Raw genomic sequence first — 24,293 nt, forward strand, 5'->3', positions numbered from 1 at the left:
GGGGGGGGGGGGCTCTGACGGGTGGGGGCGGTCTGGGCCTGGCGGGGGTGGGCCCCCCCCCCGGCGGGGGGGTGGGGGGGGGGGGGCGGGGGGGGGGCCCCCCCCCCGGGGGGGGGGGGCGCCCCCCCGCGTCCGGCTCGGGCGTCAGCGGCGGCGTGCGCGGGTGCGCTTGACCTTCAGGGCCTCGAAGCGCGGTACGTCGCCTTCGCGGACCCGCTGCCAGGCCCGCCGGTAGAGGTCGGCGGCCGGCTCGTCCGGCACGAGCACCCCCAGCGCCGGGCGCCCGCCCGGGGCCAGCCCGTACATCGGCAGCTTCCACCGCTCCACCGGCAGCACGGGCGAGGACATCTCCGCCCAGCCTCCCGGCAGGAACAGCGTGCGCCCGGCCCGGGTGCGGGAGGCGGTCACCACCAGCTCGGTGGCGGCCAGTTCGGCGCGGGCCGCCTTCAGCCGGGCCGGCTTCCAGCCCGTCCAGCGCGCCAGGTTGCGGTCGGTGGGGTCGGGCATGGCGAGCAGCGCCAGGTACACGGCGGCCGCGTCCGCGCCCAGCCCGTGCGCCTCGGACACCTCCGCCACCAGCTCGGGCACCGAGCGGCTCGGGTCCTGCGGCCACCACGTGCCGTCCTTGTCGGCGGCGCCGCCGGCCGGCGCGCCCGGATCCGCCAGGAGCTGCGCGAACCGCGGGTCGTGGACGGCCCGCAGCGCCGTCTCCTCCGGCGAGGGCAGCTGGTCCTCGCCGCGAAGGGCGGGCAGGTACGGGTCGGAGCCGGTCGAGTCGAGCAGGGCGGTCCGCAGCGCGGGCTTGGGCCGGTCGTCCGCGGTGGCCATCACGACCGCGCCGTACCGCTCGTAGCCCTCTCCCGTCTCGGTCGGCGTGCCCGCCGCCTTCCGGAAGTCGGGCAGGTTGGCGTAGTGCCCGATGCCGAGCATCAGCTCGGGTGCGGCCAGCCGCTGCCGTACGGCGGTCAGGGCGGGCGGCAGCGCGGCGCGCAGCGGGTCCCCGGCGGGCAGCCGGTGGGCCATCCATGCCGCCAGGGTCAGGGCGCCGACCAGGACGGTCGAGGTGAAGGGCTCGGTGGCCGGTTCGCGGGGCTCGACGTGGTCCCCCTTGACCTCCCAGGCGACGTCGGCGCTCAACGTGGTCGACTGCGCCGGGTCCAGGACCGCGGCCAGCGCCCGGTGCGTGGACCAGCCGGTCCTCGCGGCGCGCGTGGCCTCGGCCAGCAGCCACTCGGGGACGGGCGTACGGCGGCCCACGCGGTCGTTCCACACCCGCGCGGCGGCCGCCGCCTCCGGGCCTTCGGTCCACAGCCGCGCCGGGTCGGCGGGCAGCAGCGCGGCGACGACCTCGCGCCGCACCTCGATCTGGAGGCTCTTGAGCTCGGACCGGGCGTGCTTCGCGTCGGCGGCCTTGACGCCGAGGGCCGTGCGCAGTTCGGCCGGCAGGAAGTGGTGCTCGTAGCTGTCGATGTTGGGCAGACCGGCCAGCAGCAGCCGGGCGAGGGTGGCGGAGACGCCCGTGAGCCGGGCGAACTCCTCGGCGGCTTCGGGGAAGAACGGCGCCGGACCGCGCTCGGCGGCCTCGGTCAGGAAGGCCGTCAGCCAGCCGGGGCCGCGCTCGCGGTCGCCGAGCGGGGCCGCGCCGCGCACGGTGTAGGGGCCGGGCACGGTGAAGCGGCCTGCCGGGTCGTACAGCAGCGCCCCGAACTCGTGCCCGTCGGTCACGGACACGTCGTGCTCGGTGAGGCCGAGGACGGCTCCGCCGCCCAGCGGGAGCAGGCTGCGGTGCGAGGTGTTGCGCTCGATGCCGTCGGGGGTGTGCAGGTGGCGCTGGTCGAGGTGGACCAGGACCCGGCGCCAGTGGCCCGCGGAGCCCTCGGCCGAGTCGAGGCCGAGCGCGTCCACGCGGCCGAGCAGGGAGAACAGCGCGGCCCGCTGCTCCTCGGTGGTGCCTACGGCGACGGCCCGGTAGGCGATCGCCGCGGGCTGGTCGAGCAGCGGCGTGAACGGCAGGGCGGAGTAGGGCAGTGCGGGCAGGTCGAAGTGGAGCCGGCCCGGCACGGCGGCGGCTTCGGTGTCGGCGGCCGCCCGGACCAGCCCGTCGAGGTAGCGGTGGGCGACGTCGCTCTGGGCGCCCCAGCGGTAGTACCCGGTGCCGACGAGCCCGTGCAGCGCCTCGGCGATCAGTTCGTCGGTGGGGCCTTCCGGCTCCCGGTCGCCGGCCGCCGAGTCGGGGTCCAGCCGGGCGGCGACCCCGTCCAGCGCCTCCTGCTGGGTGAGGGCGAAGCGCAGCACCTCGACGATGCCGCCGATCAGCTGGGGGGCGGTGACCTGCGGCAGCGCCGCGCGGACCAGGTCGGGCAGATCGGTGGCCGCCTCGGCGGCGGCCGCCGCCTTGAGCAGGACGCCGATCGAGGCGCCGTCGGCGGCGCGCAGGGCGGCCGAGGCCTCCGGGTCGCGCGGGCGCAGGGCGTACCAGAAGGGCAGCGGCGGGAGTTCGACGCTGCCGGTGGCGAAGGCCGCGGTGCGGTAGTCGCTTCGCGACTGGGCGGTGACCACGCCTTCCGGGTCGCTGATGCTGAGCTCGCGCCAGCGGTGGGTGAGTGCGCGCGGCCGCTCGTCGCCGGGGAAGGTGAGCGCGGCGACGGGCATCTCGGCGCCCTCGGGCACGGCGACCCTGCGGCCGCCGGTGTCCGAGGCCTCCCAGCCCCGCCCGGGAACGCGTACGGCCCTCCAGCCGAGCAGGCCGTCCGCGGGCGCGCCGAGCACCGAGCCCTCGACGGCGGGTGCGGGCCGCAGCCAGCAGGACTGGGCGGGCATCGTGTTGCCGTTGCCGGGGTGCGCGCTCGGCACGTCGGCGAGGAAGCCGGGCACGGAGAAGCGGCCGAGGGCTCCGCCGGCGGGGTCGTACTCGCGCCAGCCGCCCTCGTGTTCCTGGTCGCGGCGCTGCCACACCCAGTAGGAGGTCCCGTCGGACAGCAGCCGCCGCTCGGCCGGCATCTTGGTGTCACCGGCGTGCAGGACCCCGCCGCCGGTGGTGCGGCCGCCGCCGGGCAGGGGCAGGCTGATGTCCTCGGAGCGCAGGTTCCAGTAGCCGCCGTCGATGTCGACGGTGAAGACGTTGCCGGGGTCGGTGTGCCAGTAGCCCTCGACGCCGCCGTTGCCGTAGTGGGCCCAGAAGACGAGCAGTTCGCCGTCGACGTAGTGGAATCCGTACCGGCGCGCGTTGCTGCTCGCGGCCCGCAGGTCGTGGGTGAGCACGGTGGAGTCGGCGTCGATGACGCGGACCTGCTGGGAGTTGGCGACGATCAGGTGGGGCCAGGCCTCGACGACGGTCAGATCGTTCCCGCCCCGGCCGCCGGGCGTCATCTCGGCGACGGCGCTCTCCCAGGCGGGCCAGGAGAGTTCCTCGAAGAGGCCGGTGCGCAGGGTGCGGGCGAGGGTCTCGCCGAGGTCGGCGGCGGCGGCGAGGGCGACTTCCTCGCGGGCGAGTTCGAGGGCCTCGGCGGGCAGCCAGGTCAGCCGGCGGATGGCGTCGGGCAGGCCGGGCAGGCCGGCGGCGGTGGAGGCGGCGGCCACCTCCCGCATCCACTCGGTGAGCATCGGGCGGCCGCCGGGCGAGGCGGCGAGCAGCCGCATGACCTCCACCGCGTGGGCGTCGCCGCCCTGGCCGTACGCGGCGCGCCGGAAGGAGGGCCGGAAGCGCTGGTCGGCGGCGATGGCGAGCAGGTCCCGGCGCTGGTCGGAGCGCGCCCAGTCGGCCAGGTTCAGCTGGTCGTGGCGCCGGCGCGAGCCGGAGTCCGGCTCGGGGTCGGTGACCGGGACGTCCAGGGAGAGCAGCAGGTCCAGCAGGTCGGCGTCCTCGACGCCCACCTTCAGGCCCGCTTCGCGGCCGGGCTCGGCGAGTTCGGCGCGCAGCCGGTCGGCGGCGCGGGCGACGAGGTCGAGCAGGGCGGGCAGGGTGGGGCGCGAACCCCAGCCGGTGTGCCGGGCGGCGTGGAAGCGCTCCAGCCAGCCGGCGGCGCCGTCGGAGCAGCGCTGTTCGGCGGGCAGGTCGGCGCGGACCAGCCCGTCGGTGGCGCCGGATTCCTCCAGCAGGCCCAGCCACAGCGCGGAGAGCTCGCCGTCACCGCCGCCGGGCGGCATCAGACCGAGCAGGGTGCCCCGTACGGACGGGACCCGGCGGGCCAGCGCGACGAGCGCGCTGCGGTGCGCCTTCCACCAGCCGTACGCGGCGCGCAGCGTGGCTGGCAGCGGGAGCAGCTCGGCCAGGTAGTCCTGCTCGGCCTCGGTGCCGCTCAGGCCGGCGGCGCGGGCGAGGCGGCGCAGTTCGGTCGCGGCCTGCGCGGAGGGCGGCAGTCCGCCCGCGGTGCGGCGCACGCACAGCCGGCGGAACCGCTCGTGGGCCTCGGCGGGGCTGACGCGGGCGGACAGCTCCTTGGCGTAGCCGGTGAGCACCTTCACCGGGAGGGCGCCGACCAGGGCGAATTCGAGGAAGACGCCGTCGAGGCGGTCCTCGTCGACGGGGAGGCCGTGCTGGGCCTCGCTGGTCCGGGCGCGGCCGAACAGCTGCGCTGCGTAGGTGGTGTTCTCGACGGCGAGGAAGATGCGGGCGGCCTGCTCGTAGAAGACGGGCAGGAAGTGCGGGACGGCGGCGCCGAGCCGGCCGGCCAGTTCGTGGCAGGCGTCGAGGGCGGCCTTGGGCTTGGTCTTGGCCGTGCGGGCGAGCCGGTCGAGTTCGGGGACCACGGCGAGGGCGTGGTGTCCGTCCTGCGGGTGGTGGACGAGGACCCATTCGGGGAAGCCGAGGGCCTGGCGCTGGCCGAGGCCGACCACGGGCGGCGCGCCCTCCTCCTCGTCGAGCACGAGTCCCAGGAAGCCGGCGGCGAGGTCCTCGGCCGGGCCCAGTTCGGCGGCGGCGAGCCGGACGACGACGCGGTCGTCGGGGAGGGCGGCGTGGCGGTAGGTGCGTGCGGTCAGGTCGACCGCCGAGGGGCCCGCGCCCTCGGTGCCGCTCGGCAGCACGGCGCCGGCCTTGAGGAGCAGTTCGGCGTCGGCCCCGGTGCCGGTCGCGCTGGTGGTGCCGGTGGTGGTGCTCATCGTGCGTCCCCGCCCTCTTCGATCTTGCGCCCGGCGTACAGTGCCGCGGCCATCCGCATGCCCTCGGACCAGGCGACCGGTCCGACCTCCGTCAGGCGCACCGCCCGGCCGTTCTCGTCGTGCCAGCTCAGTGCGCCGGTGCTCGTCTCGTCCTCGTAGTACGGCTCGCCGATCCAGACCGCCGCCTCCGTGCCCGGGCCGGTGTCGCGGACCTTGCAGGTCGCGTAGCCGCCGGAGACCCGGTAGCCGAGTCCCGTCGCCCGCGCGGCCAGGCCGAACCGGCTCGCGAAGACCCCGCCCGCGTAGTCCCGCACCTCGGTGGCGGCGGCCGCCAGGCCCTCGGGCTTCTCCCAGGTCGGCCGGTGGATCTGCTCGACGCGCTGCACGATGCCGAGTTCGGCCGCGAAGTCCCGTACGTCGTCCAGGTCGGGCAGCAGCACCGGGTGCGGCAGGGTCACCGTGCGCGGGGAGAGCCGTACGGTCTCGCCGTCGAGGTTGACCACCTTCAGCTCGCCGGCCGCGGTCGCGTCCCGCAGGAAGCCCACCTCGTCCGGGTCGTCCCCGACGACCGCCATGTCGCGCAGCGCGCCCTGCCAGGCCTCGTCGGGCCAGACCCGGGCGAGCAGCGCCGTCGGCACGGGCAGCGAGGAGACCATCCAGGTGTCCACCTGGGCGGTGCAGGCGGCCTCGTGCCGGTCCAGCCATTCGGCGAGCCGGCGCAGCCGGTCCACCTCGGGATGGTCGCGCAGGGCCTTCGGCAGCGTCTTCAACTGCCTCCCCGCCGTGCGGCCGGTGGCTGAGCGCGCCGCCACCTTCCCTTCCACCAGGGCGATCTCGTACCCCTCGCCCGCTGCCAGCCATGCCATCAGTACGTGCCCCTCCGACTGCCCGAAATCCCGGATGCGCGCAGCGTCGGCCAGGGGAAAGGAATCCCCCCTGAGCTGCGGTATGTCGGGAGACTAGCGAGAGCCACTGACAACGCCCGCCGAGGGGCCCCGCTCGGCGCCCGCCCCGGCGGCGGGGACGGCGCGGGGCTCGACGGCGGCGTGTCCCGGGCGGGTTGGTCGTCCGGTTGAATGTCCGGTTCTGGGTAGTCTTTGCGGGACAGCGTGCGGTGCGGGACCGGCTCGGGGTGGGTTCATGGGACGTCAGATACGTGTACGGGGTGCGGTCCTGGCGGCGACGGTGCTGCTGGCCGCGGCCGGGTGCTCGGGTACCGGCGCCGCGCCGGGCAAGGACGCGAAGCCCTCGGCGGCCGGCACCTCGTCCTCCGCTCCCGGCGGCGGGGACGCCAAACCGGCCTCGGGGGACGTGCTGCCCGGCATGGTCGGCGTCGAGGCGGCCCGGACCCAGCTGGCCGCGCTGAAGGTCGCGCAGCCCGGGACCATGGCCGGCTACAGCCGGGCCAAGTTCACGCACTGGGCCGAGCAGGGCAACAAGTGCGACACCCGCGAGGTGGTCCTCAAGCGGGACGGCACGGACGTGAAGCAGGACTCCGAGTGCAAGGCGGTCTCCGGCACCTGGAAGAGCCTGTACGACGGGGTCGTGGTCACGGAGGCGTCCAAGATGGACATCGACCACATCGTGCCGCTCGCCGAGGGCTGGCGCTCGGGCGCGGCCGGCTGGGACGCCGCCCGGCGCAAGGCCTTCGCGAACGACCTGACCCACCCTCAGCTGCTGTCGGTGACGGCGGTCACCAACCGCTCGAAGGGCGACCAGAGCCCCGACCTGTGGCAGCCGCCGGACAAGGCGAGCTGGTGCCAGTACGGGCGGGCCTGGACCACCGTGAAATCCACCTACGGACTGACCGTGACGGAAGCGGAGAAGAAGATGCTCGGGGCGATGCTGGACAGCTGCGCGGCATGACGGGACGACAGCACGGCGGCGGACGACAGCAGTGGTGCGACGCGGTCCTGGCCGGGCCCGGCGGGGCGATGACGGACGAGGTCGGCGTCATCACGGGCCCGCTGACCCTGCGTACGACGGTGCTCCCGGACGGCCGCCTGGTCCGGATCGAGGTGCAGTACGAGGACGCGGAGGAGTGGTACGTGCTGACGGGCAGCCCGGTTGCGCACCAGGGGGACCCGGCGGCCGTCCACGCCGCCGCCCTCGCCGCGGTCCGTACGGGCCACGCCGCCGAAGCCCCGGTCGCGCCGGCGGGACCGGCCCCGGCCTGACCCGCCGCCCCGGCCTGACCCGCCGCCCCGGCCCGACCCGCCCGCGCGGGCCCGGCCGGTGATCAGCATCATGATCCCCATGACACCGATATCCACACCGACACCGATCACGGCCATGGACCTCACCGGCTTCACCGAGCGTGAACAAGGGGTCTGGACGGACGAGAAGGGCCTCGTCCTCTCGGTCCACTTCTTCCCCCTGGTCCCGGACCTGCCGGCGCCGCTGGACGAGACCGACCGGCTCCGGCACGGCCTCGCCCGGTCCGTGGCCCGGGCGGGCGGAGGGCTGATCGAGGCCGTTCCCGGCGAGGTGGACTCCGTCCCGGCCGTACGGCAACTGGTCAAGATCCGGCGGCCGGGCACCGAGCACGGGCTGGTGTTCCTCGCCTCCTGGACCGTGCCCAAGGCGGGCTGCAGCACGGTGATCAAGGTGCAGGCGGGCGAACAGGGGACGACCGGGATGCGGGAGGCCGTCGTCGGTGCCCGCGTGGGCCACGAGGACTACTTCCTCCCGCATCCGTACGGTCCGGACGTCACGGGCGGCCTGCCGTACCACGTGGCCGACCTCGAGGAGTGGGACGCGGAGTTCCCCGGGCACCCGCTGACGCTGGTCCGCGGCGCGCTGCGGCGGATCGCCGCGACGGTGGTCTTCGACGAGCGCTTCAAGGCCCTCCCGCCGTTCGGCCCGCCGGCCGCACCGCGGCGCCGCTGGTTCCGCAGGCCCTGAGCCGCGGGCCCGGCCCGCCGGCCCCGGCCCCGGCCGCCCCGGTCGCCCCCGCCGCCGGCCGCCGCGAAAGGGCCCTCGGGTCAGGCCTCGTATTCCGTGAGGTCGATGCTGTGGACCTGGAGCAGGTGGCCGTGCTCCGGGTCCGTCGTGTCGAGGTCCAGCACCATGCCGAGCTTGCGGATCACGTTCTCGGACTCCTCGTGGCCCGACCGGTTCACCGCGATCACCCGGTCGAGGCCGCGGTCCTGGAGGGCGAACTCCAAGGTGGCCTGGGCCGCCTCGGAGGCGTAGCCCTGACCCCAGTACGGCCTGCCGAGCCGCCAGCTGACCGCGACGAAGTCCCGTGCCTCCGGCGGGGACTGCGCCACGGTCAGGCCGACCGCCCCGATCAGCTCGCCCGAGGCCAGCAGCTCGACGGCGAAGAGGCCGAAGCCCTCCTCGTCCCACTCCTCCTCCCACCGCTCGATCTCCTCGGCGGTCTCCTCCAGGTCGAGGGTGGAGCCGTCGCCGATCCAGCGCATGACGTCCGGGTCGGCGTTGATCTCCGACAGGGGGACGAGGTCGTCGTCGGTCCAGCGGCGCAGGAGCAGGCGGGGGGTGCGGATCTCGGTCATGCCCCCATCCTGCCGAACACCGCCCACCAGCGGTAATCGGGTCCGCGCGGGCGGCCGCCGAGGGCCCGGCCATCGGCGCCGGCCGCAGGTCACGGGGTGTGGAAGCGGACCTCCGGCGCCTCGGGGCCCGGGCCGTCGAGCAGCGGCTGCGGGATGCCCTTCAGGTGCTGGTCGAAGAAGGCGCCGACGTAGCGCCGGGTCAGGTCGAGCGAACGGGCTCCGGCCAGCGGCGACAGCGGGGGCAGCCCCAGCTGGTCGCTCATGGTGGGCCAGTCGGTGAAGGTGAAGTGGTTCGAGGCGTCGAAGGTGATCCAGCGCTTCCAGCCGTCGAGCCGCTTCCAGTTGGGGTCCCAGCTCGCCTCCCCGGTCCCGGTGTTGCCGGGGCGGGACTCCTGCGCGCCGAGCAGCATGAAGGGCCGGCCGCCGAGTCCGCCCGCCGGGACCGGGGAGAACACCCCGCCGTCCATGTCGATCCCGGCCCGGATCCGCGGGTCGGTCGCCATGGCGGCCACCGCCGCGGAGCCGCCGATGGAGTGCCCGGCCATCGCGATCCTGCCCGGGTCGATGAGACCGGCGTTGTGCCAGGCCGGGTGGCGGCCGGTGAGCCGGTCCAGCAGGAAGGACACGTCGCGGGCCCGGTTGTCGGTGACCTGCTTGGCTCCCTCCTCGCTGCCGATCTTCGCGCAGGCCAGGCAGGTCAGGACGCGTCCGCCGGGGAAGGCCGTTCCGGAGGTCTCGTACGCGTGGTCCACGGCGGCGACCACGTAGCCGCGGGAGGCGAGCTCTTCGGCCAGGGAGGTGAGGGTGGCGCGCGGGACGGTGAATCCGGGCGACAGGACGATCAGCGGGTACCGGCCGGCCACGGGACGGGCGTCGGAGCGGGCGTGGGCCTTGGTACCGACCAGGCTCTCGACGGCGACGGCTTCCTCCAGCTGCCGGTCGGCCAGCAGCAGCCGGGCCTCCTCGTAGGTGAGCCAGGGCCGGACCGGGCCGCCGGTGCCGCGCTGGGCCGGGTAGCGCATGGTCACCATCAGCTCGCGCGGCCCGGACCCCGCCCAGGGGTCGGTCCGGCTGCGGTCCACGAGGTGCAGGGTCTCCTGGCCGACCGCGAACCTGCCGGTGGGACTCGGCAGTTGCGGCAGTACCACGCGGGAATCCGCGGAGGCGGCCGCCGGCGGCGGGGCGGCCGTGGCAGTGCCGGCGGCCACCAGCGGCATCGGCAGCAGGAGGGCGAGTAACGCGAGGGATGCGGCGGTGCGGCGTCGATTCATGACGTCGAACCTACGCAGGAAGCCGTGCGCGATCGTCACCTCACGGGAGGAGCGGGGCCTCCCCCTGCGGGACACCCGGCTCCCCCTCCGGGAGGAGGTCAGGACACGGTGATCGCGTCGAGCTTCGCCCGCAGGTAGACGTGGGAGTCCACGGGATCGTGGACCACCCGTCCGATCGGCGCCGGGAGGGACTCGACCCGGGTGTGCGGGTCGCATTCGTAGAAGTAGACGAGCGAGACGAGCTCTTCGGCCGGTGCGTCGGCCGGCGGCGGCAGCACCCGGTGGCGCCCGGCCCGCCACCGGTCCCCCGTCCAGCGGGCCATCAGGTCGCCGATGTTCACGGTGAGCGCCGCCGGGTCGTACGGGGCGTCCTGCCAGCCGTCGGCGTCGGTGTGGATCTGGAGTCCGCCCGATCCCGGCTCGCGGTCGAGGACGGTGACCGTCCCGAAGTCCGTGTGCGCCCCGATCCGGAACTGGCCGGGCAGCGGCTCGCCGAGCACCTCGGTGCCCGGGTACCAGTTGAGGTTGAACCCCCAGGTGGGGTGCCCGGTGTGGCGGGTGAAGTGGTCGTCGGAGAGGCCGAGCGCGGTGGCGAGGAGCTCCAGCAGTTCGTCGGACAGGGCCCTCATCCGGGCGACGTACTCGACGACCAGCGGCTGCAGCGCCGGGACCTCGGCCGGCCAGGCGTTCGGGCGGAACCATTCGGCGTCCACGGACGGGTTCCCGGTGGGCTCGTCGGCCGCGCAGGACCAGGACTCCTTGAGGTCGGGCGGCGAGGCGGCCCCCTCCGCGTAGCTGTTGGCCTCGGCGCCGGGGCCGAGCCAGCCGCGGCCGCCGACCGCGACGGCGTACGGCTCCTTCGCCCCGGCCGGCCGGCGGAAGAACTCCTTGGCGGCCGCCCGGATCCGCGCGGCCAGCCCCGGATCCACCCCGTGCCCGGTGATCAGCAGGAACCCGGCGGCCTGGAGGGCCTCGTCGACGCGGGCGGCGATCCGCTCCCGCGCCCCGGCCTCGCCGGACCGCCACGCCCCGAGGTCGATCACGGGAACCCCGGAACGGGCGGAAGCGGAGGAAATCGGAGAACTCGCCATCGGGGCCTGCCTTCCGAGCCGGTGAAGGGCGTCCACCCCGAGGCTATCGCCCGCCGCCCCCGCTCGGCCTGATCGACAAGGCACCCCCACGGCACCCGGTGGAGCCGGACCGGTCTCGGTGCGTGCCCGCGGGCGGCAGAACGGGGGCCGCTCACACACGCAGGGGAGTCGAGTCCTCGCAGCGGCTCGGCCGCCGCCGGTGGGTCGCCGGCTCCACCGCCGGCACGAACGCATCGCCGAACGCGTCCCCGCTTTCGCCGGCATGGCCCGCAGCCCTCACCCGCTACCGCCGACGTGTCCGTGCGGACGGGCGGAACCCGTCAGCGTGCGGCTCCGACGCTACTGACCCAGACGGGAACCGGCGCGTTCTGCGGCTCGGTCTCGGTCCCCTCCGAGTCGCTCTGCACAGCCTCCGGGTCCGCCCAGGCGGTGAACCCCGGTTCGCTGTCGGTCACCCCCCCCCTTCCGCCGCACTCAGCCACCAGGTGTTGGTGCGCAGCTCCACCTGCCGGTCGGTCGGCTCAAGCACCAGGGGCTCGTCCGCCACCTCGGCGATCCATGTCAACAGCACCCCGGCAGTATCACGGCAGGGGCCGGTCCACGGGAACCGCCATGAGAAGCGATGTCTAAGGACGCTGCTCCAAGCCGCTGCACGGTGGCGAGTACGCGACGTACGGGAGGTGTGCGGTCCACTGGGCGCGGGTGATCCGCGGCCCGGTGTGCGCGCATGCCCCGGCGATGACCCGCGCCTCGTCGGTCCCGGCCAGCCGGACGGTGGTGTCGAAGCCGCCTGAGGCCAGCACCGCGCCGTCCGGGCTGTAGGCGACCGAGCTGACGGCGGTGAGGTGGCCGGTGAGCGTGGTCAGCAGGCCGGGGTGGGCGGGCCGGGCCACGCTCCACACGCGCACCGTACGGTCGTCGCTCGCGCTGGCGAGCGTCCGCCCGTCGGGGCTGAACGCCACCGAGCCGACGACGTCGGTGTGGCCCGCGAGGACGGCGAGCGGGGCGGGATGCCGCAGGTCGGTGACGTCCCACAGGCGGATCGACGTACGGCCGCCGCTGGCGGCGGCGAGCGTGTGCCCGTCGGGGGCGAAGGCCACCGAGAACACGGCACTGTCGTGGCCCTCCAGGACGGCCAGCGGCTCCGGCCGCCGCGGGTCCGCCACGTCGGTGAGCCGTACGGTCCGGTCCTCGCCGGCGCTGGCGAGCGTACGGCCGTCCGGGCTGAAGGCGACGGAGCGGACGGCGTCCCGGTGTCCGGCGAGCCGTGCGAGCAGGGCGGGGCGGGCGGTGTCGGCCACGTCCCACAGCCCCACGCTGCCGTCGGTCCCGGACGTGGCGAGCCGGCTGCCGTCCGGGCTGTAGGCCAGGGAGCGCACGTCACCTCCCTGCCCGGTGAGGGAGGCCAGCACGGCCGGCCGGGACGGGTCCGCCGTGTCCCACAGCCGGACGCTCCCGTCGGCGGACCCGGTGGCGAGCGTGCGGCCGTCCGGCCGGTAGGACACGGTCCGGACGTCGTCGCCGTGGCCGCTCAGCGTGGCCTCGGCCACGGGGGCTTCGGTGCCGCGCACCCGCCACAGCCGGGCGGTGTGGTCGCCGCTCGCGGTGGCCAGCTGCCGCCCGTCGGGGCGGTAGGCGAGCGCGAGGACCTCCTTGGCGTGCACGGGCGTGGCGGTCATCAGCGTGCTGGCGAGGCCGTCGCGCGTCTTGGCGGTGGGCGAGAGCCGGTACGCCGTCAGGCCCAGCTGGACGGCCAGCCCCTGCTCGGTGTTGGCGAGGTCCGTCGCGCTGTCGGCGAGGTTCTGCGCGACGGCGTCGTTGCGCTGCCGGGTGACCTCGTCCTCGGCGCGTACGGCGTTGCCGGTGGCGGCCCCGGCCACCACCACGAGGGCGGCGAGGAGCGCGACGAGGGCGTGGAGCCGGCGGGCGCGGCGCCGGGCGGCGCTTCCCGCGGCGGCCTCGGCCGCCGTGCTCGCTTCGAGGAAGGCCCGTTCGACCGGGGTGAGTCCGATCGGCCGGGTGGCGGCCAGGTCGCGCGCGAGGTCGAGCCGGGTGCCGCGGTAGAGGGCGCCGGGGTCCCGGCCGAGGGCCTCCCAGGCGCGGGCGGCTTCGGTGAGGCGGCGGTGCAGGCGTAAGCGCTCGCGGTCGTCGGTGAGCCAGCCGCGCAGCCGGGGCCAGGCGCGGATGAGGGCTTCGTGGGTGAGTTCGACCCGTCCGTCGTCGAGGGTGAGCAGGCGCAGTCGCGCGGCGCGGGTGAGGACGGCCGCGGTGTCGGCGTCCTCGTCCAGCTCGTCCCGGGCGACGGGGCGTTTGGTGTCCTCCGTGCCCTCGCCGAGGGCGATGAGGTGGACGAAGACCTGCTGGGCGAGCCGCTGCCGGCGTACGGAGAGGGAGGCGTAGAGGGTCTCCGCGGACTGGGCGAGCGCGCCCTCGAAGCCGCCCGCCGCGTGGAACCCGTCCAGGGTCAAGGTGGTGCCCCGGCGGCGGCGCCAGGTCTCCAGGAGGGCGTGGGAGAGCAGGGGAAGGGCGCCGACCTGTCCGTGGGCGTGGGCGACGAGCGTGGCCTGGAGGGCGCCTTCGACGGTGAGGCCGGCCCTGCGGGCGGGCTCCACGACGGCGCGTCGCAGTTCGGCCGCGCTCATCGGCCCGACGAGGACCTGGGCGTCGCGCAGGGCCTCGACGAGGGCCGCGTACCGGGTGCAGTGGGCGTAGAAGTCCGCGCGCACGCCGAGGACGACGCGGCAGCGGGAGCCGGGCCGCCGGGCCTCCTCGGCGAGGGCGGTGATGCAGCCGGCGCGCTCGTCGGAATCGGCGCAGACCGCGAAGACCTCTTCGAACTGGTCGACGACCAGGACGAGTTCGCGGTCGTCGGTGCGGTGCGCGGCGAGGGCCCGCCGCACCCGGCCGAGCGGGTGCGGCCCGGGGGTCAGGACGTGCACGGCGCGGTGCGGGTCCTGCGCGCCCAGCCGGGGCAGCAGTCCGGCGTGCAGCAGGGAGGACTTGCCGGCTCCGGAAGCGCCGACGAGGGCCACGACGCGCTGCCGGGCGAGGGTCGCGAGGAGGTCCTCGACCAGTCGATCCCGGCCGAAGAACAGGCCCGCGTCCGCGGTGCGGAAGGCCGCGAGGCCGACGTACGGAGTCTCGTGCGCCCCCGTCCCGCCCGCTTCCCCCGGCTCCTCCCGGGGCCGGGGCGCCTGCGCCGACAGCCGCACGGCGACGTCGTGCCAGCGCCGCTCCCACTCCCGGGCGTCGCCGCCGCAGGCCCGGACGTACGACAGCGTCACGTCGAGGCTCGGCAGGCGCCGGCCGGAGGCGGCCCCGGACAGCGTCGCCACCGAGTAGTGGGCGCGGGCCGCCAGATCCCGGTACGGCGGGGATCCGGCCTCGTGGCGCAGGTGGCGCAAGGCGGCGGCGAACTGCCGCAGCGGTCCGTCCTCCCCCTCCAGCGGACGCTCCTTGCGGGCCATGTCCTCCCCTTTCCCACCCGGTGGGTTTTCCGCCCCTCTGGTGCGGATTGTTCAGCAATTGTTTGTTCACTGCCACCACGCCGACGCCGAACAACGGATCGCGGCTAGACCTGAGTTCACCGCACCACCGCCGCCGTCGCCGTCGCCGCGAGAGGAGGGAGCACAGCGATGCAACGACACCGACCCGTCCGGGCCACGGCCGCCGCCGTGGCGGCCTTCCTGCTCCTGGGAGGATGCGGATCGGCCACCGGGGCGCCGTCCGGCCCGTCGCCCCGGGCCGCGGCGGACCCGGCCGTCCCGCCCGCCGCCGCCGGCGAGCCGAGTGCGGCCGACACCCGGCTGCTGGAGCGGGCCGAGCAGATCCTGATCAGCCGGTGCATGGACGGGCGGGGGTTCCCGTACGCCGTCACCGAGGCCCCGGAGGAGACCGCCCGGTCCTTCCCGTACGGGGTGGACGACGTCGAGTGGGCGCGGGCGCACGGCTACGGCGGCCGGGACCAGCGCGCCGCCGCGCGGGCCCGGGAGGACGACCCCAACCAGCGGTACTTCCGCGGGCTGTCGGCATCCGGGCGGGCTGCCGCCCGTACCGCGCTCATGGGTTCCGCCCCGGTGGGACTCTCGGCCACCGCCCCCACCGGGATGACCATCACCGCGTCCGCCGAGGGCTGCATCGCCGACGCCGAGCGCACGCTCTACGGGGATCTGGCGACCTGGTTCCGCGTCAAGGTCGTCACGATGAACCTGCGGCCGGTACGGGAGACGCGCGTCCACGAGGACGGGCAGTACGCGGACGCCGTCGGGCAGTGGGCCGCGTGCATGCGTGCGGCGGGCCGCCCGTACGCGGACCCCGATGCCTCCCGGCAGGCGGCGGCGCGGTTCGGCGAGGGCATGCCGCCGGCCGAGGCGGACGCCGCCGAGGCCGAACTGGCCGTCATCGAAGCGACCTGCGCGACCGGCACCCCGCTGGCCCGGGTCTCCCAGGCTCTGGACCGCACCTACGGCGATCGGCTCCGGGCCCGGCACCGGGAGGAGATCGCGCTCAGGTGGCGGCTCCAGAACGGCGCGCTGGCGACGGCGCGCCGCGTAAGTCAAGAAGGCGCGTAAGTGAAGAACACGGCACCGCACCACACGACAGGGCACCGAGCCCATCATCATCCGGAGGATCCCATGGCCACGTTCCGCACCCTGCTGCTCGCCGGCGCGCTCGCCGTACCGCTGCTGGCCGTTCCCGCGACGGTGACCGCCGCCGAGGCCGCCACGACCGGGGCCTCCCTGTCGACCGGGGCCTCCGCCACCACCGGGGAGTCCGCCACCACCGGGGAGTCCGGCGCGGCCGCGGACGGCAACTACTGGGTCTGGGAGGACACCAACCGCGGCGGCCACTCGTGCGGCTGGAGCGGCGACGATTCCGACTGGCGCACCTGCGGGGCGGGCGGCAACTTCAACATGAACGACCGGGCCTCGTCCTGGTGGAACAACGGGTACGCCGGTTCTTTCGGGGACGTGCGCGTCTACGAGAACATCGGCTACGGCGGTGCTTCCACCTGCGCCCCGAACGGCGGTGCCGGCAACGTCCCGTGGGAGTGGAACGACCGCATCTCCTCCCACAAGTGGGTCAACAACTGCGGCTACTGAGCGGGCCGCCCCAGAGCAGCCGCCCGCAGGGTGTACCGGGCTCCGCCGTCCTCGGCGGAGCCCGTCCGCTCGAAGCCCGCCCGGACGAGGACGCCGTGGGAGGGGGCGTTGTCCGCGTCCACCCTGGCGTGCAGCGCGGTCACGCCGGGCTGGGCGAAGGCCCAGGCGACCAGCCCCTTCAGCGCCTCGGTGACGTAGCCGTTGCCGCGGGCCGACGGTACGAGGTCGTAGCCGACCTCCGCGTTCCCCTCGGCGTCGGGGGCGCCGTGGAAGCCGATCCCGCCGATGGCGCGCCGGTCCTGCGTGCGGACGATGGCGTACGCGCCCCACCCGGGGCGGAACGTACCCTCCTCCCGCGCCTTGGCCACCATCCCGGAGGCGACCCGGGTGCCTTGGCCCGGGCCGTCCTCGGCCCAGGCGAAGCCGCCGGTGCCGCCGTCGCGCAGGTCGCCCGCGACCAGCGGGGAGATCTCGCAGAGCACGACGCGTTCCGTGGCGACGGGTTCGGCGTACCAGCGCCAGGCCGTACGGCGGGGCAGGCCCGGGAGTTCTCCCCGGCCGGTGACCCAGAGCAGGGTCGGCCACGGTCCGGCGATGTCGCGCGGCACCTGTGGGAAGAGCCGGTCGAGCACCTGCTCGCAGAGGTCGGCGTCGGGCTCCCAGTCGTGGACGCCGAGACCGTTCAGGATGTCGTGGGTGTGCAGCAGCGTCTCGACGACGCCCATCGCGGCGAATCCGTCCGGGCCCGCCATGCCGTACGGATGCCAGGCCCGGACCCCCGGGTCGGTCACGGCCGCGGCGGCGGACAGCAGCCCGCCGGTGGCCTCGATGACCTGGATCAGGCCTTCGGGGGTGGTGCCGGGGGCGGCGCTGATGTCGAAGGGGGCGTACCCGCTGGTCGAGCGCCCGGTGAGCTGGGTGGCGTACCCGGTGAAATCGCTCGCCACGTGGACGGCGGTGTCGTAACAGCTCCACTCCAGGCCGGCGGCGGGGGCGGACCAGTCGAGGTGCGCCACCTTCCGCAGTGCCTGTGCGGTGAGGGAAACGGATCGGTCTACGGCTTCGGAGCCCATGATCGTCATGGCCCGCACCTTAGGACCGCCGCCCGGGCCCGGGCCACCGGATATACGCCGCGCGCGGTTGCGGGGCGTCAGGGACCGGGGTCCGGGAGCGGGCCGCCGCAGCGGGAGCAGGTCCGGGCGCCCCGTTCGTCGGCGAGCCGTCCGCAGTCGGGGCAGACCAGGTGGAGCAGGCAGGCGGGCTCACCGCCCTCGGCGTGCCCGGGAGCCGGGGCGGCGGGCCCGGCGGGCGCCGGGGCCGCGGGGACGGCGGCGGCCGGGGGCACCTTCGGATCGTGGGCGTGCGTGGCCATGTCTCGTCCTTCCCGTGTCCGTATCCCTCCCCCGGGACGGGCCCCGCACACCTGACGGATAAGGTCGTAGCCGGTCAGCGCCGGCCGTACCAGACAGGCGCCAGGCCGGGGCCGCGGTTGATCACCCTGCCTCCGTGCCGCCTCGACCGCATTCGCCCCGTCGTCCTGCCCCGGAAATCCGTACATGAGCACCGTCCTGCCGTCCCCGTCCCCCTCAGCCACCACCCCCGCCCCCGAGTCCGCCGGCGGACCGGTCCGCGCCCGGATCACCGCCGGCCGGGCTCCCGCCCGCCCCACCACCGCGGCGGCGTTCCACAGCATCAGTGCCGTGACGGCGGTGCTGCTGGGGCTCGTCGGGATCGGCGCACTGCTCCACGAGCCGGTGCTCATACCGCCGCTGGCCGCCAGCGCCGCCCTCGTGCACAGTGCCCCCACCCTGCCCCTGGCCCAGCCCCGCGGTGTGGTGGTCGGCCACCTGCTCGGCACGGCCGTCGGCTACGGCGCCCTCGCGGCCGCCGGTGACAGCGCCTGGGCCGCGGCCGTCGCGGCCGGGGTGACGCTCGCGCTGCTGATGGCCGCCCGCACCCCGCACTCGCCCGCCTGCGCGACCTCCGTGGTGATCGTGCTCCAGAGCCCGGACCCCGCCCGGTTCGTCCCCCTGCTGTTCGGCGCGACGGTGCTGCTCGTCCTGACCGGGTACGCCGCTTCACGCATCCGGCGCAAGGCACCCAGGTACCCCGCCTACTGGTGGTGACCCGTCCGGTCGTCCGCCGCGCGTCCGGCCGATGAATGCGCGGCGCTGCGGGAGTCTGTAGGAGGCATCCGGAGCGGGATCGGGAGAGGTGGAGTGATGAGTGACCTGCGCGACATCCTGGAACGGCACGTGAGCAGCGGATCGCTGCCCGGCGCGGTGGGCGTGGTGGCCCGCGGCGACCGGGTGGAGGTGGCGGCCGTCGGCTCGGCCGACCTCGAGGGCACGGCTCCGATGGTCCGGGACTCGATCTTCCGGATCGCGTCGATGACCAAGCCCGTGACCGCCGCCGCCACGATGGCGCTCGTCGAGGAGCGCCTGCTGGCCCTGGAGGACGAGATCGCGCCCTGGCTGCCGGAGCTGGCCTCGCCGCTGGTGGCCCGGACACCCTCGAGTCCGCTCGACGACCTGGTGCCCGCCGACCGCCCGATCACCGTGTTCGACCTGCTCACCTCACGCGCCGGGTACGGGTTCCCGTCCGACTTCTCGCTGCCCGTGCTCGCCCCGCTGGTCGGCGAGCTGAAGCAGGGGCCGCCGCAGCCGCAGCACGTCGCGGGGCCGGACGAGTGGCTCAAGACGCTGTCGGGCATCCCGCTGCTGTACCAGCCGGGTGAGGCCTTCCTGTACAACACCTGCTCGGACATCCTGGGCGTGCTGATCGCCCGGGTCTCGGGCCAGTCCCTGCCCGAGTTCATGGCCGAGCGGATCTTCGAGCCGCTGGGCATGGCCGACACCGGGTTCAGCGTCCCGGCCGCCGACCTGGGCCGGTTCACGAGCTTCTACCGCGGGGGCGAGGACGGCCTGGCCCTGGCCGATGCCCCCGACGGCCAGTGGAGCAGCCTTCCCGCCTTCCCCTCCGGTGCCGGCGGCCTGGTCTCGACCGCCGACGACTGGTGGGCGTTCGGCCGGATGCTGCTCGCGCAGGGGGCGCTGGACGGGGACCGGGGGCGGCTGCTGTCGGCCGAGTCGGTACGGAAGATCACCACCGACTGGCTGACCCCGGCCCAGCGGACCGCCGGCGAGCTGTTCCTGGAGGGCCAGGGCTGGGGGTTCGGCGGCTCCGTCGACGTCACGGCCCGCGACCCGTGGAACGCGCCGGGGCGGTACGGCTGGATCGGCGGAACGGGAACCGCCGGCCACGTCACCCCGGCCACCGGCACCGTTTCCGTCGTGCTCACCCAGCGCGAGATGGACGGTCCGACCCCGCCGGCCGTGATGCGCGACGTCTGGACGTACGCGGCCGGCGCCTGACCCGCACGTCCTACAGGCGGACGCTCCAGTCGACCGTGGACTTCAGGGTGCGGGCGATCTTCGGGTCCCGGACCGAGGGGGTGCGGTCCTCCGCCGTGACCGACAGCTTGTGCGTGCGCAGGTCGAACAGCCACAGCTCGGCGACCGCGACCTCGGTGCGGCCCGCGAACCGCTTCAGCTCCCGGCCGTCCAGGTACCAGCGGACGTCGGGCTGCCGGGCGTCCGTACCGGCGAGCCGGGGTACGGAGACCTTCGCCGTGTTGCGCAGCCGCAGGGTGCGGCCGGTCGGGGTGATCGGTGTGGCGATCTTCGCGTGCTGGTAGAAGCCGGCGATCATCGCCTCGGCGCCCGGCAGGTTGAAGGGCTTGCCGAGCACCCGCATGATCGAGGCGTCGGTGGGCCGGTTCAGGCCGGTGACGTAGTAGCCGCCGCCCTCGTACGCACCGACCGTGCCGCCGTCGGGCGACTGCGCGCCGAGCCAGCGGTACCACTTGGCCCCCTCGGCCGCCATCCGGTCGGCGGGCAGCGTGGAGGTGTTGGAGTCGGCGGGCTCGGGGCCCTCGTACTTCTCGTAGCCCGGGGTGCCCGGGTAGAAGTACTCGTCGGCCAGCTTGCCCAGGGAGTGGCCGGTCTCGTGGATGGCGACCTGGCCGGACTTGGCGTTGCCCGCCGAGGCGGTGGAGATGCCCTCGTAGCCGAGGGTGGCGCTGGGCTCGTTGTAGCCGGCCCCGCCGTACTTGGTGCTGTTGGAGAGGACCAGGACCAGGTCGGCTGCCGGCGCCTTCGCCACGTACGCGTCCACCTTCGGCTGGTCGATGCAGAGCAGCCTCTCGATGTCCTCGCACCAGAAGTACGAGCCGAGGGCGGTGTCGCGGACGGTGGCCGGGGTGGGGTCGCCGGAGACGCCGGAATCGTGGGAGACGGCGTCGACCGTCCAGACGTTGAAGAGGTTGCGGTAGGTGGAGTACGGCTCGACCGCGGTGATCTCGGCCCACTTGGCCCGGGCGTCGGCGTGGAAGCGGTCCTGCTCGGCGGCGGTGTAACCGTCGCCGACGACCACGATGTCGAGGCGGTCGGCGGTGGACCCGTTGTCGACCGGCTTGGCGACCTCGCCGTCGGCCGCCCGATCGGCCTCGGACAGCTGCGGGGCCTTCTTCGCCCGCCCTGCGGCGGGGACGCGGACGTGGCCGGATCCGGCGGCCGTGCCGTCCTCGGGCCCGGGTATCTCCACCTCTGTCCCGGACTTCACCGGTATCGGAGGTGGCGCGGCGGCTGCCGTGCCGAGCGGGCCCGCTGCCAGCAGCAGGGCCGTCGTACAGGCCGCGGCGAAGGCGGCGCGCAGCGTCAGACGGAGGGTCGCGTCCATGGAGTTCTCCCCGGGAAGAGGCCGGAAGTCACCGGAAGTTAAGCGGCTCGATAAGTGCGCTGAACCAGTTGCTTAAACTAGGGGGCGCGCGAGAGGTGCGCAATGGCCGACGACCCCTGCACCATGGGGAGTTGGAGCGATCAGGGGGTCTACATGGACGAACCGGCAGAGATCGGCCGCAGGGTTCAGCGCATGCGCGCCGAACGCGGGCTGACACAAAGGGCGTTGGCGGAGCCCTCGTACACCTCCGCCTACATCTCGACCCTGGAGTCGGGCAAGGTCCGGCCCTCCGAGACGGCCCTGCGCTTCCTCGCCGAGCGGCTCGGCACCTCGTACGAGGAGCTGGCCACCGGGCGCCCCGCCCATCTGGCCACCGAGCTTCGCCTGGCCCTGACCGACGCCCAGCAGACGCTGGCCACGGGGGACGCCGCCGAGGCGGCCGTACGGTACCGGCAGCTGCTGGCGGAGGCGGAACGGCTCGGCCTCGACGCCGAGCGGGCGGAGGCGCTGCTCGGCCTCGGCGACTGCGCACTGGAGGCGGGGGAACTGCCGGACGCCATCGGTCACTTCGAGTCGGCGGAGCGGCTGCTGGCCGACGAGCCGCTGCCCCGCAGGGCCCGCCCGATCCGCGGCCGGGCCGTCGCGCACCTGCTCGCCGGGGAACTCCGTTACGCCTGCTACCTGCTCGAATCCGCCATCGACGAGCTGAACGCGAGCGGGCTGGCCGATCCGGAGGCGCTGGTGCTGCTGTACGCGGCCGTGATCGGCCCGTACATCGACATGGGCGCGCACGCCCGGGCCGCGCACGCCGCCGAGCTGGCCCTGGCGCTGGCTCCGGAGGTGGCCGATCCGGCGCTGGTGGCGGGGATGCACCGGCAGGTCGCTCGTACGTTCCTCACCGCGGGCCGGCCCGCGGACGCGGACGCTTCCCTCGCCAAGGCCCAGGCGATCTACCGGCAGCTGCGCCTGCGCACCGATCTGGCGCACTGCCACTGGATGCGCGGGTACGTGCAGGCGCAGAACGGCGGTCTGGCGGCCGCGGAGGCGGAGTTGCGCACGGCACGGGACATCCTCGCGGCGAAGCGGGCCGCCTTGTACACGGCGCAGGTCGAGGTGGAACTCGCCGATGTGCTGCGCCGGCTGGGCCGCTGCGAGGAGGCCGCCGAGCTGCTCTCCGGGCTGCTGGAACTGGGCGACAGCCACGGCGCCGTGCACGCGGGCGGCGCCCACCGGCTGCTCGGGCTGATGGCCGAGGAGCGCGGGGAGGCCGAGGCCGCGGAGGAGCACTACGTCCAGGCGCTGACCCTGCTGGAACGCAGCGGGGCCAGCGGGGATCTGGCGGACCTGTGCCGGCTGCTGGGCGATCTGCTGCGGCGTACGGGCCGGATCGAGGCCGCGCTGGACGCGTACCGCACGGGGCTGGGCCACCGCGCGGCGCCGGGCACCACCACGCTGGGCCCGGCGCCGGCGTCACCGCCGCGGCGGTGACGCCGGCGGTCGCGGGCCCTGTCAGTGGTTCTCGGTGGGGCGGAGATCGCGCGGGATCATCGTCCACGTCGTGGCCGCCGCGGCCACGACGAGGAGGCCCGCGAGGAGGAAGGCCGGGGTGATGGCGAGGGTGTAGGCCCGGGAGGCCGTCTCGATCAGACCCTCGCCCACCGCGCCGCCCAGCCGTTCGGCGATGTGGGCGGCCGCGCCCACCGACTCGTGGACGGCCGCCGAGGTGGCGTCGTCCAGGCCGAGGGCCGGCAGGTTGCCCCGGTACAGGGCGGCCGCGGTGCTGCCGAGGACGGCGACGCCCATGGCCGAGCCGAGTTCGTAGCAGGTCTCCTCGATGGCGGCCGCGCTGGAGACCTCCTCCGCGGGTGCGGTGGAGATCAGCGTGACCGAGGCGACGGTGGTGGCGATGCCGGCGCCCAGGCCCATGACGGTGAGGGCCACGGCGAACGCCGGGTAGCCGAGGTCGGCGAACTGCTGGAAGGTCCAGGGCAGGGCCATGCCGGCGGCCAGCAGCACCAGTCCGGCGCCCAGCACGTGCCGGATCGCGAAGCGCTGCATCAGCGTCGGGGCGACCATCGAGGCGCAGATCAGGGCGAGCGGGGCGGGCAGCAGGCGCAGGCCGGCTTCGAGCGGGGTGTAGCCCTGGCCGTACTGGAACCACTGGGTGACGAGGAAGAGGATCGCGCCCATGCCCACCATGGGCAGGAAGATCGCGGTGGCGGCGACGCCGAAGGCGGGCCTGGCGAAGAGCCGGACCTGGAGCAGCGGGTGGTCCAGGCGCAGCTGGCGGCGTACGAAGACGGTCAGCGCGACGGCCGCGAGGGCGAGCAGGGCCCACGGGAGCGGATCGGCGATCCCGCTCTTGCCGAGCTGCTTGATTCCGCCCGCGAGGGCGAGCATGCCGACGATCGACTGGCCGACGCCCCACCAGTCCCAGCGGCCGCCGCTGCGCGGGGAGCGGGATTCGGGGAGGTAGCGCAGGCCGGCCGCGACGATCACGGCGGCGACGGGGAGGTTGAGCAGGAAGGCGGAGTGCCAGCCGTGGTCCTGGACGAGGAGCCCGCCGACGACCGGGCCGAAGGCCATGCCGCCTCCGAAGACGGCCGCCCAGACGGCGAGCGCGAAGGCCCGCTCCTTGGCGTCGGTGAACACGCTGCGCAGGATCGACAGGGTGGCCGGCATGATCGCCGCGCCGCCGATGCCGAGGAGGGCGCGGGCGGCGATGACGTGCCAGGCCTCGGTGGAGAAGACGGCGATCAGGGAGGCGACGGAGAAGATCGCGAACCCCGCCATGAGCAGCCGCTTGCGTCCCCAGCGGTCGCCGAGGGCGCCGGCGGTGACGAGCAGGCCGGAGAGGGCGAGTGCGTAGACGTCGATGATCCACAGCTGCTGCACGGCGCCGGGCCGGAGGTCGCCGACCAGGGAGGGGAAGGCCACGTTGAGGATCGTGGTGTCCATCGAGATCAGCAACAGGCTGCCGGAGAGGATCGCGAGGACGATCCACCGGCGCGGATCGAGTGGAGCGGTGGGACGGCGGGCGTGCATGGGGTTCCGTTCGGGTGAGCGGGCGGGAAGGCCCGCCGCCGCGCACAGCAGTGAGCCTCCTTCGCCTCGAATGATACATCAACGTCTCATTCGGGGCGAAGGAGGCTCACTCTCGGAGCTCAGCCCTCGCCTGTCCGGGCGCGGGCGCCCGACCGGGTCCGCCCCGGCGTCTGGGCGCGCTGCGGGTGCCGGCGCACGTACTCGTGCTCCAGCTCGTTCATCCGCTGGGTGTGGGTGACCAACGCCTCGTCCGACCCGTAGAGCAGGGTCTCGTGGCGGGTCCGGTGGATGGCCTCCAGCTCCTTGAGCAGCTTGCCGTCCTCCAGGTTCGCCGCCGAGGGGCCGCCGTCATGATCCGCCATGGCCCGTACACCTCCTCTCCTCCATCATCCCCTCCGATGCCCCTTTCGTCCCGGCCGCACCTGA

General features: G+C 74.9%; 19 protein-coding genes. 8 read left to right on the plus strand and 11 right to left on the minus strand.

From position 1 onward, the window contains the following. Positions 1–144: 144 nt before the first annotated feature. Positions 145–5,100: a DNA-binding protein gene (locus ACFY1T_RS26435; protein ID WP_390790369.1), complete on the minus strand. Its 4,956-nt coding sequence runs from the start codon at positions 5,098–5,100 to the stop codon at positions 145–147. Then, on the minus strand, positions 5,097–5,966 hold the full coding sequence (locus ACFY1T_RS26440) for a DUF4132 domain-containing protein (RefSeq protein WP_390790370.1): 870 nt from the start codon (positions 5,964–5,966) through the stop codon (positions 5,097–5,099). Before ACFY1T_RS26440 ends, ACFY1T_RS26435 begins: the two co-directional genes overlap by 4 nt. A gap of 274 nt (positions 5,967–6,240) precedes the next feature. Between ACFY1T_RS26440 and ACFY1T_RS26445 the strand changes: the two genes are divergently transcribed. The 3 genes from ACFY1T_RS26445 (at position 6,241) to ACFY1T_RS26455 (ending at position 8,004) form a co-directional block, all read left to right on the plus strand. Next, positions 6,241–6,966, plus strand: coding sequence for an HNH endonuclease family protein (locus ACFY1T_RS26445; RefSeq protein WP_390790371.1), 726 nt, complete (start codon positions 6,241–6,243; stop codon positions 6,964–6,966). Further along, complete coding sequence (locus ACFY1T_RS26450) at positions 6,963–7,277, plus strand: hypothetical protein (RefSeq protein ID WP_390790372.1); 315 nt, start codon at positions 6,963–6,965, stop codon at positions 7,275–7,277. The genes ACFY1T_RS26445 and ACFY1T_RS26450 overlap by 4 nt, the downstream gene beginning before the upstream one ends. 79 nt (positions 7,278–7,356) lie before the next feature. Continuing rightward, positions 7,357–8,004 (plus strand): hypothetical protein, encoded by a 648-nt coding sequence (locus ACFY1T_RS26455; RefSeq protein ID WP_390790373.1) that lies wholly within the window; start codon positions 7,357–7,359, stop codon positions 8,002–8,004. Positions 8,005–8,084: 80 nt separating this feature from the next. Here the strand turns inward: ACFY1T_RS26455 and ACFY1T_RS26460 are convergent, their stop codons facing one another. The 4 genes from ACFY1T_RS26460 to ACFY1T_RS26475 all read right to left on the minus strand — a co-directional run bounded on the left by ACFY1T_RS26460 (position 8,085) and on the right by ACFY1T_RS26475 (position 14,447). Beyond that, a complete protein-coding gene (locus ACFY1T_RS26460) occupies positions 8,085–8,618 on the minus strand; it encodes a GNAT family N-acetyltransferase (protein ID WP_030864110.1) in 534 nt (177 codons plus the stop codon). 89 nt (positions 8,619–8,707) lie between these two features. Then, positions 8,708–9,889, minus strand: a complete 1,182-nt coding sequence (locus tag ACFY1T_RS26465; RefSeq protein ID WP_390790374.1) for an alpha/beta hydrolase family protein — start codon at positions 9,887–9,889, stop codon at positions 8,708–8,710. A 98-nt stretch (positions 9,890–9,987) separates the two neighbouring features. Next, the gene (locus ACFY1T_RS26470) at positions 9,988–10,980 is read right to left on the minus strand and encodes an isopenicillin N synthase family dioxygenase (protein ID WP_390790375.1); all 993 of its coding nucleotides are present in this window, start codon (positions 10,978–10,980) and stop codon (positions 9,988–9,990) included. A gap of 626 nt (positions 10,981–11,606) precedes the next feature. Then, positions 11,607–14,447 carry an XRE family transcriptional regulator gene (locus tag ACFY1T_RS26475; RefSeq protein ID WP_390790376.1) on the minus strand — a complete coding sequence of 947 codons (2,841 nt, stop codon included), beginning with the start codon at positions 14,445–14,447 and terminating at the stop codon, positions 11,607–11,609. 168 nt (positions 14,448–14,615) lie between these two features. Here ACFY1T_RS26475 and ACFY1T_RS26480 point away from each other — a divergent pair, with 168 nt between their 5' ends. Together ACFY1T_RS26480 and ACFY1T_RS26485 are read left to right on the plus strand one after the other, a co-directional pair. After that, positions 14,616–15,551 (plus strand): hypothetical protein, encoded by a 936-nt coding sequence (locus ACFY1T_RS26480; protein WP_390790377.1) that lies wholly within the window; start codon positions 14,616–14,618, stop codon positions 15,549–15,551. Between the two features lie 63 nt (positions 15,552–15,614). Then, complete coding sequence (locus ACFY1T_RS26485; protein WP_390790378.1) at positions 15,615–16,082, plus strand: peptidase inhibitor family I36 protein; 468 nt, start codon at positions 15,615–15,617, stop codon at positions 16,080–16,082. Here the strand turns inward: ACFY1T_RS26485 and ACFY1T_RS26490 are convergent. Both ACFY1T_RS26490 and ACFY1T_RS26495 read right to left on the minus strand, forming a co-directional pair. Then, positions 16,076–17,164 carry a GNAT family N-acetyltransferase gene (locus ACFY1T_RS26490; protein WP_390790379.1) on the minus strand — a complete coding sequence of 363 codons (1,089 nt, stop codon included), beginning with the start codon at positions 17,162–17,164 and terminating at the stop codon, positions 16,076–16,078. The two genes, ACFY1T_RS26485 and ACFY1T_RS26490, sit on opposite strands and share 7 nt — an antisense overlap. A gap of 68 nt (positions 17,165–17,232) precedes the next feature. Then, positions 17,233–17,454, minus strand: a complete 222-nt coding sequence (locus ACFY1T_RS26495; protein ID WP_390790380.1) for a hypothetical protein — start codon at positions 17,452–17,454, stop codon at positions 17,233–17,235. A gap of 184 nt (positions 17,455–17,638) precedes the next feature. Here ACFY1T_RS26495 and ACFY1T_RS26500 point away from each other — a divergent pair, with 184 nt between their 5' ends. Beyond that, on the plus strand, positions 17,639–18,208 hold the full coding sequence (locus tag ACFY1T_RS26500) for an HPP family protein (protein ID WP_390790381.1): 570 nt from the start codon (positions 17,639–17,641) through the stop codon (positions 18,206–18,208). 96 nt (positions 18,209–18,304) lie between these two features. Beyond that, the gene (locus ACFY1T_RS26505) at positions 18,305–19,456 is read left to right on the plus strand and encodes a serine hydrolase domain-containing protein (protein ID WP_390790382.1); all 1,152 of its coding nucleotides are present in this window, start codon (positions 18,305–18,307) and stop codon (positions 19,454–19,456) included. Positions 19,457–19,466: 10 nt separating this feature from the next. On the opposite strand, the gene ACFY1T_RS26510 is transcribed toward ACFY1T_RS26505, so the two are convergent. Continuing rightward, a complete protein-coding gene (locus ACFY1T_RS26510; protein ID WP_390790383.1) occupies positions 19,467–20,822 on the minus strand; it encodes a M64 family metallopeptidase in 1,356 nt (451 codons plus the stop codon). A 153-nt stretch (positions 20,823–20,975) separates the two neighbouring features. Here ACFY1T_RS26510 and ACFY1T_RS26515 point away from each other — a divergent pair, with 153 nt between their 5' ends. Then, the gene (locus tag ACFY1T_RS26515; protein WP_390790384.1) at positions 20,976–22,310 is read left to right on the plus strand and encodes a tetratricopeptide repeat protein; all 1,335 of its coding nucleotides are present in this window, start codon (positions 20,976–20,978) and stop codon (positions 22,308–22,310) included. A gap of 21 nt (positions 22,311–22,331) precedes the next feature. Here ACFY1T_RS26515 and ACFY1T_RS26520 read toward each other — a convergent pair whose 3' ends face one another. Further along, on the minus strand, positions 22,332–23,867 hold the full coding sequence (locus ACFY1T_RS26520) for an MFS transporter (RefSeq protein ID WP_390790385.1): 1,536 nt from the start codon (positions 23,865–23,867) through the stop codon (positions 22,332–22,334). A gap of 119 nt (positions 23,868–23,986) precedes the next feature. Further along, positions 23,987–24,229, minus strand: coding sequence for a DUF6158 family protein (locus tag ACFY1T_RS26525; RefSeq protein WP_390790386.1), 243 nt, complete (start codon positions 24,227–24,229; stop codon positions 23,987–23,989). Between the last annotated feature and the right edge of the window lie 64 nt (positions 24,230–24,293).

It is taken from the genome of Streptomyces sp. NPDC001194, from assembly GCF_042896985.1.
Lineage (GTDB): Bacteria > Actinomycetota > Actinomycetes > Streptomycetales > Streptomycetaceae > Streptomyces.